Annotated in this window: 11 protein-coding genes; 7 read left to right on the top strand and 4 right to left on the bottom strand. The window is 60.6% G+C overall.

Features of this window, described 5'->3' with window-relative positions; genetic code table 11:
* From AA309_RS29965 to AA309_RS29975, 3 genes are all read right to left on the bottom strand, one after another.
* The coding region (locus AA309_RS29965) for a hypothetical protein (RefSeq protein WP_047192683.1) at nt 1-679 on the bottom strand (679 nt) is incomplete at its 3' end.
* A gap of 779 nt (nt 680-1,458) precedes the next feature.
* Nucleotides 1,459-2,181 (bottom strand): GntR family transcriptional regulator, encoded by a 723-nt coding sequence (locus AA309_RS29970; protein WP_047192713.1) that lies wholly within the window; start codon nt 2,179-2,181, stop codon nt 1,459-1,461.
* A 215-nt stretch (nt 2,182-2,396) separates the two neighbouring features.
* Nucleotides 2,397-3,404 carry an SIS domain-containing protein gene (locus tag AA309_RS29975; protein ID WP_047192684.1) on the bottom strand — a complete coding sequence of 336 codons (1,008 nt, stop codon included), beginning with the start codon at nt 3,402-3,404 and terminating at the stop codon, nt 2,397-2,399.
* Between the two features lie 273 nt (nt 3,405-3,677).
* Here AA309_RS29975 and AA309_RS29980 point away from each other — a divergent pair, with 273 nt between their 5' ends.
* Nucleotides 3,678-4,520 carry a PfkB family carbohydrate kinase gene (locus tag AA309_RS29980; RefSeq protein ID WP_047192685.1) on the top strand — a complete coding sequence of 281 codons (843 nt, stop codon included), beginning with the start codon at nt 3,678-3,680 and terminating at the stop codon, nt 4,518-4,520.
* A 38-nt stretch (nt 4,521-4,558) separates the two neighbouring features.
* On the opposite strand, the gene AA309_RS29985 is transcribed toward AA309_RS29980, so the two are convergent.
* A complete protein-coding gene (locus tag AA309_RS29985; protein WP_047192686.1) occupies nt 4,559-5,683 on the bottom strand; it encodes a LacI family DNA-binding transcriptional regulator in 1,125 nt (374 codons plus the stop codon).
* A 134-nt stretch (nt 5,684-5,817) separates the two neighbouring features.
* Between AA309_RS29985 and solA the strand changes: the two genes are divergently transcribed.
* The 6 genes from solA (at nt 5,818) to AA309_RS30015 (ending at nt 12,490) form a co-directional block, all read left to right on the top strand.
* A complete protein-coding gene (gene solA, locus AA309_RS29990) occupies nt 5,818-7,020 on the top strand; it encodes an N-methyl-L-tryptophan oxidase (protein WP_047192687.1) in 1,203 nt (400 codons plus the stop codon).
* A gap of 134 nt (nt 7,021-7,154) precedes the next feature.
* The gene (locus AA309_RS29995; protein WP_047192688.1) at nt 7,155-7,988 is read left to right on the top strand and encodes an ABC transporter substrate-binding protein; all 834 of its coding nucleotides are present in this window, start codon (nt 7,155-7,157) and stop codon (nt 7,986-7,988) included.
* Nucleotides 7,989-8,080: 92 nt separating this feature from the next.
* Nucleotides 8,081-9,661 carry an amino acid ABC transporter permease/ATP-binding protein gene (locus tag AA309_RS37360; RefSeq protein ID WP_047192689.1) on the top strand — a complete coding sequence of 527 codons (1,581 nt, stop codon included), beginning with the start codon at nt 8,081-8,083 and terminating at the stop codon, nt 9,659-9,661.
* Between the two features lie 73 nt (nt 9,662-9,734).
* The gene (locus tag AA309_RS30005) at nt 9,735-10,859 is read left to right on the top strand and encodes an NAD(P)/FAD-dependent oxidoreductase (RefSeq protein ID WP_047192690.1); all 1,125 of its coding nucleotides are present in this window, start codon (nt 9,735-9,737) and stop codon (nt 10,857-10,859) included.
* Nucleotides 10,860-11,045: 186 nt separating this feature from the next.
* Nucleotides 11,046-11,426: an SMU1112c/YaeR family gloxylase I-like metalloprotein gene (gene gloA2, locus AA309_RS30010; protein WP_047192691.1), complete on the top strand. Its 381-nt coding sequence runs from the start codon at nt 11,046-11,048 to the stop codon at nt 11,424-11,426.
* 56 nt (nt 11,427-11,482) lie between these two features.
* Entirely contained in the window at nt 11,483-12,490 is a 1,008-nt protein-coding gene (locus AA309_RS30015) for a Gfo/Idh/MocA family protein (protein ID WP_047192692.1), read from the top strand.
* The last annotated feature ends 105 nt before the right edge of the window (nt 12,491-12,595 follow it).

Genomic DNA, 12,595 nt, shown 5'->3' on the forward strand with positions numbered 1-12,595 from the left:
TGCCGGGACCATACACGAACGAAGAGGTCTGGCCATCCGAGATAGTGGTCTCCCAGCCGGAGACGATCACGCCGTTGGCGTCATATTCCATATGCCCCTTGCGGGTGTCGGAGTGGAAATCGACGGCAGTGGAGACGATGGTGTTCCAGTCGCCCTTGTAGGTGACGGTTGTTGTTTTATCCACGGTTGCCGTGGTCACGGTGGCTGAGATCAGCGACTTTCCGGGCCCGTACTCGGCCGTTGTGGTCTTGCCGCCCTCAATGATGGTTTCCCAGCCTGAAATCATCGTGCCACTGGCGTCATATTCCAGGTAGCCCTTACGGGTGTCGGATTGAAGCTCCACGACAGTGGAGACCACATTGCCCCACGCACCCTCGTGCCGCACGGTCGTGGTTTTCTCCGCAGTGGTGGTGGTCACAGTCGCTGCAATGAGAACCTTGCCGGGACCATACACCGCCGAACTTGTTTTGCCGTTCTCGGTAATGATCTCCCATCCTGAGATCACAACCCCATTCACGTCATATTCGAAATGTCCTTCCCGGGCATAGGTGCCACTGACGGGAACGACGGGGAGGAGATCGCTACTCTCTTGCTCCAGAGATACCTGCGAACTCTCATGTTCGAACTCGATCTCCGCCTCTAAGAGAATGCCGTCTTCCTGATTTCCATCGAGTGCCACGGCTGGCCTCCACCCGCTTATCTTATATCACAACAGGTGAGACTATTTTCGGGGCGCAGCAACATACCTTCCGTCTATTGACGATCCTCTTCAAAGTTCATGCGAGCTATCCCGAAAGAATATAGTCACTGGACTGTCTCAATCCTCCACCATGACCTCATACGGCGTTCACGGGCCGCCGTGTCGCTGAAGGATTGAAGGTCGCGCCAAGGGGGTTCCGTTCGCCAACTCAGGACAAGTGAAGACCCTACCGGCGTTTACAGCTTCGGCCCGATAGGCCCTCAACAGCAGAAGGCCCCTGAGCGCATCCGCGTCGGGGCTTACCCGGTCGAACGGGATCGGTTGTGGGGGCTTGAAGCTCGCCTTAAGCAGAAATGAAGCTTGGTCTCCACTCTATGATCGCTTCGGCAATTTCCAGAGATAAAAGGCAATTCCCGAAAATTGGAGTAGCCCAGCCGGTAGAGCATCTGACTTTCAGTCAGAGGGTCCTGGGTTCGAGTCCCCGCGAGCTCACCAAACCTTTTCAGGCACTTAGATGCTGGTCATGCTTCCCAGAAAACCGGATTGGGAGACATATGGGAAGCAAGCTCGACTAATAGATTGTTATCTCCAGCACCGATGTTCACTCATCTGCGGGCTCGAGCCTGCTCAACTCTAACCCGACAAACATCCGGAATCAGGCGCAGAGCGGACCTTTACACCGCCGGGCCTAAGGACTGCTGTTGACCCAAGGCGGACAATGCGCGGACCCTACCTTCAGCGGCTGCCGAGCGTACCCATCAAGAGGAGATTGAGTATGTCACCCGGTCGCAAGGCGTGATCAGAACTGAAAACGAGATCGGCTTTCGCCCTTTGCCGAGAACGAGCTTCTCGATGCGGTACACAGGCTGCGACGCCGTGCAGGCCAGGAGCTCACATTCGGCGGCTGACGGGAAGTCCACGTTGATCGCCCGCTCGGCCGCCTTCGGCTCTTCGCCATAGAGGGACTTCAGGGCCTGGTTGAACGATCCTCCCTTGGACACCGGCTCCGCCACCCGCCCATGCCGGCTTTCGAGAAAGTACAGATCCTCGAGCGTCAAGGGACGGCCGTCGACGAGCAGCAGCCGGCGAATCCCAACGAGTTGATCGCTACCTGTGGCCTTCAGGCGTTCTTTCGCGTCGTTCGAAGATGCCTGAACCGCGCTATCCAACACGGCATAGCGCACCTTATGACCGCTGCTCGTCAGCGATTCCGTAAACCCGGAGAGCGACACGAGAGTCTGTTCGACCTTGGGCTCGGTGACGAGGGTTCCCCTACCGTGCACCCGCTTGAGATAGCCTGCCTCACAGAGCTCGCGCACAGCTCTTCGCAGGGTGATCCTGCTGACATCATAATGCTCGCAGAGATCCGGCTCTGAAGGCAGATAGCTGCCGCGCTGAAACCGTCCCTCCTTTATGTCCCGGAGAAGCAGGTGTCTCACCTGATCGTAGAGAGGGGTCAGGTTGTCATACTCAACCTTCATGGCGTCCGCTCGTCTTTGACGGATGGGCGTCATCCGTTACATTCTGTCGGTGTCGACCTAATTCCTCAACACAGATATCGCCGGATTGGACAAGTTCTCGTTTCCGGCTGCCGCAGCTACAACCATCGGGCCATCCTTACACGAGCCGATATGAATGGGTCCGGGTCGGGCCTGGCGTGCGCTGCGTCCCACGTCGCGGAGGCGCAGCGCGGACCTCAATAGTTGATCTTCTTCATGTAGCGACGCCCTTCGAGCATGGCGTGTTGCCGGAGATCGGCCAGCTTGTAGGCGAATTTCCATAGGGTATCGAAAAAGATCAGTGGTACGACGTTGCCCTTGAACTCATCGTCGATGCCGGACAGGTCCAACTCCCTGGCGTCGAGCACCATGATCTTCTCGGAGGATCCGAAACGTTCGAGAAAGCCTTTGGCCCGCTCCTCGAGCGGACGGGTTTCGTCCAATCCAAGCATCATGATGAAGGCTTTGTCCTCGTCCAGAACCTCAAACGGACCGTGGAAGAACTCGTTGGCGTGAATGGCTTGGGAGTTGATCCACTGCATCTCCATCAAGACGCAGATCGCATAGGAGTAGGCCGCTCCATAGTTGGCACCGCTTGCGACAGTGTAAATGACCGGCTCATCCTTGAAGCGAGGTGCGAATTGCTCGAACAGCCCTGCATAAGTCAGGTGTGCTCGATCGATCGCAGCCTGAAGATTGCCGAGGCTCGCCAGCAGTGGCCTCAGCTTGTCAATGCCGTCATAGATCCGAACCAGACCCATGACGATCTGGTAGAGGCAGGAGTAGTTGCTGTCGATTGCGTCGATTGGCACACCCGTCGTGTAGGGTGCCTCGAACCGGACGGCATGGTCCACTGCCGTGGCGAGCGGAGAATTGAGGTCCTGGCTCAGACCGATCGTAGTTGCGCCCTTAGCGCGGGCGTGCTCAGCGGCACGGAGCGTCTCTCTCGTGGTTCCGGTCATCGAGCAAAGCACGACGAGGGTGTTGGTGCCGAGCGCGCGCGGAGAGCGGTGAACGAACTCGTCGCTGTTGTAGCAATCGGACGTCAACGCTGCGGATTGGCGGTCGAGGAGATATTTGGCCGGATGCATCACCGCCAAGGAACCGCCGCAGGCGACGAAGAAGACATGATTGATGGTCCTGCCCGCGAGCCCCTCGAGGGCTGCCTTGATGTCGGCCTTCAGCTCCGTCTGCCAATCGTTCATGGTCGATCCTAGCCTCTCGAAACTTGCCCGTCCGATGGTGGGAAAGGTGATGACTTCCACCGTCGCGAGCCATATGATGTCTTATGATGTCTTATAGTTCTGGAAAAGGACCGGCATGTCAATCCAAACTCTTCCTTGCCAACCCCGTGCTGCGGCGGGCGCCGCGTGCGACGATTTGCGGAACCAATTGGCTCTGGTGCCTTGGCGGACCTTTGACATGCCCCATAAAGCGCAGCAGCGTCCTTGCACGCACACCCTCGGGAACAGCAGACCATGACAAGAATCGTTGCCGTCGGAGACAACGTCGTCGATTGCTACCAGTCCACAGGCCAGATGTTCCCGGGCGGAAGTTGCCTCAACGTTTCGATCTTTGCGCACCGCTTCGGTGCCACCTCCGCCTATATCGGAGCCGTCGGGCAAGATGCCGCGGGCGACCTCATCCGGGCGGCGCTTGCGGAGGAGGGCGTCATCACCGAGCGGCTCCGGGTGCTTCCCGGGCCGACGGGCTATTGCGTCATCGGTCATCGAAACGGCGATCGGATCTTTCTGACGTTCGATCTCGGCGTGTCGATCTTCCGGCCGGACGATGGCGACGTCGAATTCGTCCGCTCCTTCGACGCGATTCACATCGGGCAGTCCAGCGGACTCGACGCCGATCTCAAGCGCTTCTCGGCCATGGTCCGTCTGTCCTACGACTTTTCCACGCGCCGTGACGTCGCTCATCGCGAGTCCATCGCTCCGCTCTGTTTCCTCGCGTCTCTGTCAGGTGGTGATCTGGATCGTACCGATGCGATAGCATTGCTGCGTCGGACCGTGGCAGCGGGAGCACAATGGTGCCTCGTCACGCGTGGAGAGAACGGTGCTCTTCTTGGCACGGGTGAGGACGTGTTCGAGACCGCCGCCGTGCCTGTAAAGATCGTCGATACGCTCGGGGCGGGAGACACGTTCATCGCACGGACGCTGACCGGCCTTCTGCAAGGGGAGGCGCCGCAGGAGATTTTGAGCGCTGCGGCGCAGGCGGCCGCCGAGACCTGCACGCGCATCGGCGCGACTGGTCATGCCGCTGCGATGGCAGTCAATGTCGGCACCATTCCGGCACTCAAGGATATCGATTGAGCGAAGCTTTCCGCACCTTGAACGACCTCAGCTGGCATCTAGCTCGCCATGCGTTTGCTTGCGCGCGCACGCCGGGATGGCGGCACCTCATCGCTCCGCACCGGCGCTCCGATTGACTGGCGCTCGATCAGCGTCGTCTTCACGACAACCTGCCGCGGTGCAGCCGCGGTTCCGCGAATCCGCTCGATCAGAATTCTGGCGCTTTCCAGCCCCAGGTCGTAGATCGGCTGCGCGATCACGGTGATGGGCGGAGTCGTCACACTCGTCCAATCCGCATCATGAAAAGCGATGAGCGACACGTCGTCCGGGAGCAACAATCCGAGCCCGCGAATAGTCTTGAAAACCTCGAGCGCGACCACGTTGTCTGAGGCCAGGATCGCGGTAGGGCGCTCGGGAAGGTTGAGAAGATCCGTGACGATCTTGTGCGACGCCGCGGAACCCGTGGCGCCGAGACGGATGAAGCGCTCGGGTCTCTCGATGCCTGCCTGGCGGCTTGCGTCCAGAAATCCGTCGATACGCTCCATGACGGTCGATGTGTCGATCTGATCCCGACTCTTGTAAATGGCATCGTCGGAAGCAACCGCCGAGATATAGGCAATCCGCCGGTGCCCGGCCTTAATGAGAAGCCGGGTGGCTGCGGAGGCCGCGTCCTTGTCGTCGCAGACCACCATGTCGACACCCAAACCGGGAACCGCGCGATCCAACAGGACCAGCGGGCGGCCCGACTGATGAACCTCGCGGAGGTGGCGTGTTTCGGATGCGCGGGCTGGGGTGACGATCAGGCCGTCCACCCTCTTGCCCGTGAGCACCCTCACGGCATCGCGCTCCTTCTCAATCTCCTCTCCGGAATTGGCCAGGATCACATCGAATCCCGCGGCCGAGGCGGCATCGCTGATGCCTCGCACAGCCAGTCCGAAATAGGGGTTCTCGATATCGCCGACGATGACACCGATAGTGCCCGACCGGCCCGTCGAGATGCTGCGGGCCAGCTCGTTCGGCTGATAGCCAAGCTCCTTCGAAGCCGCGAGAACCTTGGCCTTCACGGCGGCGCTTGCGGCTCCGTACCCGCCCAGGACCCGGGCGGCCGTCGCCTTCGAGACGCCGGCTCTCTGCGCAACGTCCTGGACCGTGACCGATCGCTTATAAGTGTCGCTGTGTTCCATGGTTTCAGGACCTAGGCAGTCGGTGGGCGGCTCGTCAAGCCAAATAGACTGTTGACAGGTGAGACCGGTATCAATAGCTTTGAGACCGGTCTCACAGACAATCTACTGTCTCTCAAGCAGGATTGGAAGAGCAGATGCGACCCCGTGAATTCGATGCGGATATTGCAGTCGTCGGATTAGGCGCGATGGGGGCCAACGCGGCTTGGCGCCTCGCGGAGCGTGGGCTGAACGTCATCGGTATCGAGCGGTTCCACCCAGGCCATGTGCTGGGCTCATCCCACGGCAAGACCCGCGTGTTTCGCGTAGCCTGCCTGGAACACCCCAATCTCGTGCCGCTTGCCCGCCGCTCCCGCGAGCTCTGGACGACGCTGCAGGATCTGTCGGGGACCCCGGTCATTCGCAACACGGGCGCTGTGATGATCGGCCCCGAGAGCAGTGAGGTCATTTCCGGCACGCTGGCGGCCGCGACAGCCCACGATCTGCCCATTACCCGGCTGACCCGGAACGAGCTTCAGCAGCGTTTTCCTCAGCACCAGAATCTCGCGCCAGATCACGTTGGCATCTGGGATCCAGAAGCTGGCGTCGTGCATCCGGAAGCCGGCATTAGCGCGGCCGTTGACGCCGCGCGGGCAGCTGGCGCCACGATCTACACCGACACGAAGGTCACGGGCATCGAGCTGATCGACGGCGGCGTTGTCGTGACAACACCAACGGGCCGCTTCACGGTGGCTCAGGTGGTCGTCACGACCGGCGCGTGGTTGAATAAGCTCGTACCGAATCTTCCTCTGACGCCCTTGCGCACGCCGATGATGTGGTTCGAGCCCGCCGACAAGAACGATCCGTCATTCAGGCTCGAGAGCTTCCCGACCTTCATCCGCGCCGTCGATGCCGACAATTGGATCTGGGGCCACGGATCGGGAGATGGCTTTGCTGTCAAAGTCGGCCCCGACAGGGATCCGAATTTCCGCGAGGTCGATCCCGATACGATCGATCGCGGCATTTCCCCTGTCGATTGGAGGCTCGTGTCCGAGCTGGTGTCGAAGGCGCTTCCGGGACTCAATCCGGTCCCGGTTCTGACGACAACCTGCATGGTCACTCATTCTCCGGACGGCCACTTCCAGATCGGCCGTCCCTATGACGATCCCCGTCTGATCGTCGGCGGAGGATGCAGCGGCCACGCGTTCAAGCATGCCAGCGGCATTGGCGAGCTCATCGCCCAGATCGCATGCGGAGAGGAACCATTCGTCGATCTCGCTTTCGTGGATCCGAACCGGTTTCTCCGCGGCCAAGATCGAGGGTTGGCCTACCGGCCCCGGTACATCGAGTCCCGGGCATGACCTGGGACTGTTCGACACCACAAGAGGGGAGGTTCTGAAGAACGCAAAGCCACAATGATCCGCACCGGCATGCGTCAGGCATGCTCAAGAAACAAGAACACAATCGAACGCACCTTTCAGACTTAGGAACGACGATGAACACTGCACAATGGTACAAGTCTTTCACGCGTGTGGCGGCCTCCGCCGCGCTGACGCTCGGAATGGTCTTCGGCGGCGCAGCTGTCGCACAGACCGGGAAAGCCAATCCCTACAACCTCATCGACCCGACGCGCATCAGTGTCGGAACGATGGGAGACTCCAGGCCTTATGCCTTCGTTGATAAGAATGGCGAGTTCTCCGGCTTTGACATCGAACTCTTCCTCGATGTCGCGCGCCGGATCGGGTTCAACAAGGATCAGGTCACCTTCACCGGGCAGGACTTCTCGGCCCTGATCCCATCCGTGGCAAACGGCCGGTTCGATGTTGCCGTCGCCGCCATCGGTACCACGGAAGCCCGCAAGAAGACCGTGGACTTCTCAGATGGTTATCTCGCGGGATATCTCTCGGTCATCACGGCCGACGAGAAAATCAAGACGGACGCCGATCTGGCCGGCAAGCGCCTCGGCGTCGTCCAGGGCACCCTTCAAGAGATCTATGCGACGAAGAATTTCACCAAGTCGGATCTCGTGAAGTTCCCTGACAACAACGCCGCCATCTCCGCTCTCAACAACGGAACGATCGACGCTCACTTCTTCGATTATGAAGCGGCCAAGCAGCAAGCCGAGCGCTACAAGACGCTCAGGATCGCCATCAACGTTCCGTCCTTCGACGCTCCGGCCGGCTTTGTCGTGAAGAAGGGCAACGACTCCTTCCGGGAGGCGCTGAACAAGGGCCTGCGTGAAGCCATGCAGGACGGCACCTGGAAGCGTCTCCACGAGAAGTGGTTCCCCGGCACGCCGATGCCCGACCAGTACCTGCCGAAGTCGTAACAGCCTGAAGGATATCCCGCGTTCCTTGGCTGGAGCAGACTCCTGGCTGCTCCAGCCAAGTCCGAACCGGGGAGGCAGAGGGAACAGAACTGATGAACTGGCTGGAAAATCTGCGCCGAAGCTTCCTCGATTGGGAGTCTATGGCGGAAGTTCTGCCGAACATGATCGCGGTCGGGCTCAAGAATACGATCATTCTTGCATTGGCATCGACGGTGCTTGGTACCATCATTGGCATGATTTTGGCGGTGATGGGAATTTCTCACTCGAAGTGGTTGAGAATACCTGCGCGCATCTACACGGATGTGTTCCGCGGTCTGCCCGCAATCGTGACTATTCTGCTGATTGGCCAAGGATTTGCGAGAATTGGCAGGGATCTGTTTGGACCGTCTCCGTATCCGCTTGGCATTCTGGCTCTGAGTCTCATCGCGGGCGCGTATATTGGTGAGATCTTCCGCTCTGGCATCCAAAGCGTCGAGCGCGGACAGATGGAAGCCTCGCGCGCACTCAGCATGAGCTACGGCCAGGGTATGCGCCTCGTGGTTATCCCACAGGGTGTCCGCCGCGTCCTCCCGGCGCTGGTGAACCAGTTCATCGGCAACGTTAAGGATTCGAGCTTGGTCTATTTCCTGGGCCTGCTGGCCTCGGAGCGCGAGCTCTTCCGTGTGGGCCAGGATGCGGCGGTCGTCACCGGCAACCTGTCACCGCTGCTGCTCGCGGGCATCTTCTATCTCGTGATCACCGTGCCGCTCACGCATTTCGTCAACTACATCGATTATCGGCTACGGACCGGCAAACGACCGACTGCTGTCACCAGCGGCCTCAAAGAAGTCAGCGAGATGGAAGAGGCCGGACTTGTCTCAGGCACGGCAGGGGCTCTGGCGTCCGGAGATATGCATTTGCCTGCCAGCCCATCTCTCGCACGCAGTTCTGCGGTGCCGGTGCGTTACCAGGGAGGCAGCCTGGAGGTCTCCGATCTGAGCATGGCCTATGGCGCCCTGAAGGTCCTTCACGGCATCAATCTCACGATCAAGCCCGGTACGGTGACGTGCATCATCGGTCCGTCGGGATCGGGCAAGTCGACGCTCTTGCGCTGCCTTAACCGTCTCGTCGAACCTTCAGATGGCGACATTTTGCTGGATGGTGACAGCATCTTCAAGTTCAAGCCTGAGCATCTGCGCCGGCGCGTCGGCATGGTCTTCCAACAGTTCAACTTGTTCCCTGACCATACGGCACTCGGTAACGTCGCTCTGGCGCTTCGGAAGGTGAAGCGCATGCCGAAAGACGAGGCCTATAAGATCGCCGCGGCCCGTCTCGCCGAGGTCGGATTGGCCGAGCGCATGCACCACCGGCCTTCACATCTGTCCGGTGGGCAGCAGCAGCGCGTCGCCATTGCTCGTGCCCTAGCCATGAACCCAGAGGTCATGCTGTTCGACGAAGTGACAAGCGCCCTCGATCCCGAACTGGTCAAAGGCGTTCTGCAACTCATGGCCAGACTTGGTGAGAGCGGAATGACCATGGTGGTCGTCACGCACGAGATGAACTTCGCCCGCAAGGTGGCTGATCAGGTCGTGTTCATGGATGAGGGCAGGGTGGTCGAGGCCGGGCGTCCCGACGATTTGTTCGACAATCCGCAGAGCTCGCGCCTCAAGCGCTTCCTGTCGCAGGTCCTGTAGTTCCCGCGATCCGCTCTGCCGCGCCGCAGCTCGTGGCAGAGCAAGCACCAATTTTCAGTTAAGGAAACCTCATATGAACTCCCCATCCCGTGTTGCCCGCGTCGCCGTCGTCGGCGGCGGAATCTTCGGCGTCTCGTCAGCTGTGCAGCTTGCTCGCCGCGGCGTCCAAGTGACCCTCGTGACCGAGGGTGCCCTCGCGAGCGAGGCCTCGGGTCGCTCGCTCTCCTGGTTGAACTCCTCGCGTATGCGCTCTCCTGAGTACCATCAGTTGCGCATGATAGGGATCGACCGCTATCGGACCCTGGCGGTAAGGCATCCTGATGCGGCGTGGCTGCGCTTCGACGGCGGTCTAACCTGGGATGCGGATGACGACTCGAACGAGATCGCGAAGGTCTATGCTCATGAGCGGAGCATCGGCTACGACGCTCAACTTCTGGCGGCCGAGCAAGTTGTCGCGGTGACGCCGGGCGTCGATGCGCGGGCCATCACACGCCAGGGAGCCATTTTCAATCCCGGCGAAGGGTGGGTCGATCTTCCGTCGCTGATCGGCGTGCTGATCGAGGAGTTCTCTGCGCTTGGTGGTGAAGTCATAACCCATGCGGGACGCGCCTCCGTCGAGGTCACCGGTGGTCGCGCAACCGGGATCGCAACCGCCGACGGCAGCCGCATCGCGGCGGATGCGGTGCTGCTCGCCGCCGGGGCCACCGTGCCGAAGATTGTGGCCGAGGTCGGCCTCCGCATCGCCGACGCGACCCCGATCTCGCTTCTCGTCAAGACGAAGCCCATTGACGTCGCCTTGCGGGCCGTTCTCAACACCCCCCGTGTCGCCGTGCGACCCACGCCAACGGGCTCGCTCGTGCTCGACTCCGCTTGGTCGGAGGAGGAAGTCGTCCGGCGTCCGGACGGCACCTACGAGGTGAAGGACTCGACCATTCAGGGTCTTCTTGCCGAGGCATCGGCGGTTCTCGAAGGCAACCCGAATCTCGTTCTCGATTCTTATGGCGTCGGCCCGAAGCCGATCCCAGGAGATGGCGAGCCGGTCTTCGGCGAGCTTCCCGGGATCGCCGGCTACCATGTCGCGTTCAGCCACAGCGGAGCGACGCTGGGTCTCATCGCAGGAGAGCTTCTGGCGGACGAGATCGTGACAGGGGAGCCTCATCCTCTGCTCGCAACGTTTCGTCCCAGCCGGTTTGCTTAACCCCGAAGCCTTGCGTCCGCAGCGGGCTCGGGACAGGAGTTCCGTTTCTCAGCTTCGACACCGATGTCGGAGCTCCCGTGCCAAGAGTCAGACAGGAAAGAGCGAGGGCGCAGCAGTTGCTTTTTGTCCAAAGTCGCGCAGCATGCCGGGTTTTGGGATTGATATGATCTCTGCCAGGAGAATTTGATGCTGGATGCCGTTCATCACGTCGCCGTCATCTGCTCGAACTACGAGCGCTCGAAGCGCTTTTATGCCGAGATCCTGGGGCTTCCAATCATCCGCGAGGTCTGGCGCTCGGAGCGGCAATCCTGGAAGTGCGATCTGCAGATAGGCGCGTCCCAGATCGAACTCTTCTCGTTTCCATCGCCTCCGGCGCGGCAAACGCGGCCGGAGGCATGCGGGCTGCGCCATCTTGCCTTTTCAGTCGCAGCGCTCGAGCCCGTCATAGAGCACCTGCAAAGGCACGATGTTGCGGTCGAGCCGATCCGGCTCGACGAACATACGGGTAAGCGCTTCGTCTTCTTTGCCGATCCCGACGGCCTTCCGCTGGAGCTCTACGAGCGGTAGCGCTGTCCCGGCTTAGGGCGAAACCTTAGAGACACGCGACTGAGGGAGGAAATTGAATGTCGAAGAAAGTCAGATGGGGAATCCTGAGCACCGCCAAGATCGCCCGGGAGCATGTGATCCCGGCCCTGAAAAGCGGCGAGCTGACGGACGTGGTGGCGCTCGCCTCCCGCGATTGGCGGAGGGCGGAGGAAACAGCGGCGGAACTCGGCATCTCGAAGGCTTACGATTCCTACGAGGCGTTGCTGGCCGATCCGGGGATCGACGCCATCTACAATCCTCTGCCTAACCATCTCCATGCGCCCCTCACCATCAGGGCGTTGGAAGCGGGTAAGCATGTGCTCTGCGAGAAGCCGATTGCGCTGAATGCCGAAGAGGCCCAGCAGATCGAGGCGGCTCAGAGGAAGAGCGGCAAGCTCGTCGCCGAGGCCTTCATGGTTCGCTTCCATCCGCAATGGCAGCGGGCGCGGGAGATCGTTCGGAGCGGACGCCTCGGCGATGTTCGAGCGATCCACACGTTCTTCTCGTATCATCTCACCGACCCTGACAATATCCGCAACCGAGCCGAGATTGGTGGTGGTGGCCTTTACGATGTCGGCTGCTACGCGGTCGCGACCGCCCGCTACATCTTCGGTGCCGATCCGGAGCGCGTGATTGGTGTGTTCGACCGGGACCCGACCATGCGAACGGACCGGCTGGCGAGCGGGCTTGCCGAGTTTCCGAACGGCCGGCATCTGGCCTTCACCTGTGCAACACAGCTTGTGCCGACCCAGCGGGTGCAGATTGCAGGCACTAAGGGGCGGCTGGAGATCCAGGTTCCTTTCAACCCAAGGCGCGATCAGCCGACCCGCCTCGTGATCGACGATGGGCGGGATCTGATCGGCGGCGGGGCAGAGACGGAAGAGCTTCCCCCCGCTGACCAGTATCAGCGCCAGGGCGATGCATTCTCGCGCGCGATCTTGGAGGGGAGCAGCCTCGAATTTCCGATGGCGGATGCGATCATGAATATGCGAGTTCTTGATGCGCTCTTTCGATCCGAGAAGTCGAAGGCCTGGGAAGTCGTTTAAACATCATAACGGCGATAGCCGCTATCCAGGCAGCCGACTTGTCTCCGGAGGGATCACCTCACCGTAGTTTCCGGAAGCCTGGCCCTTCATGGCATTAAGGTTCGC

The sequence above is a fragment of the Microvirga vignae genome (assembly GCF_001017175.1).
Taxonomy (GTDB): Bacteria; Pseudomonadota; Alphaproteobacteria; order Rhizobiales; family Beijerinckiaceae; genus Microvirga; species Microvirga vignae.

What these genes read in the sequence shown, in the direction of transcription:
- AA309_RS29970 (WP_047192713.1), bottom strand. Translation starts at nt 2,181, where the DNA reads ATGAAGGTTGAGTATGACAACCTGACCCCTCTCTACGATCAGGTGAGA.
- AA309_RS29975 (WP_047192684.1), bottom strand. Translation starts at nt 3,404, where the DNA reads ATGAACGATTGGCAGACGGAGCTGAAGGCCGACATCAAGGCAGCCCTC.
- AA309_RS29980 (WP_047192685.1), top strand. Translation starts at nt 3,678, where the DNA reads ATGACAAGAATCGTTGCCGTCGGAGACAACGTCGTCGATTGCTACCAG.
- AA309_RS29985 (WP_047192686.1), bottom strand. Translation starts at nt 5,683, where the DNA reads ATGGAACACAGCGACACTTATAAGCGATCGGTCACGGTCCAGGACGTT.
- solA (WP_047192687.1), top strand. Translation starts at nt 5,818, where the DNA reads ATGCGACCCCGTGAATTCGATGCGGATATTGCAGTCGTCGGATTAGGC.
- AA309_RS29995 (WP_047192688.1), top strand. Translation starts at nt 7,155, where the DNA reads ATGAACACTGCACAATGGTACAAGTCTTTCACGCGTGTGGCGGCCTCC.
- AA309_RS37360 (WP_047192689.1), top strand. Translation starts at nt 8,081, where the DNA reads ATGAACTGGCTGGAAAATCTGCGCCGAAGCTTCCTCGATTGGGAGTCT.
- AA309_RS30005 (WP_047192690.1), top strand. Translation starts at nt 9,735, where the DNA reads ATGAACTCCCCATCCCGTGTTGCCCGCGTCGCCGTCGTCGGCGGCGGA.
- gloA2 (WP_047192691.1), top strand. Translation starts at nt 11,046, where the DNA reads ATGCTGGATGCCGTTCATCACGTCGCCGTCATCTGCTCGAACTACGAG.
- AA309_RS30015 (WP_047192692.1), top strand. Translation starts at nt 11,483, where the DNA reads ATGTCGAAGAAAGTCAGATGGGGAATCCTGAGCACCGCCAAGATCGCC.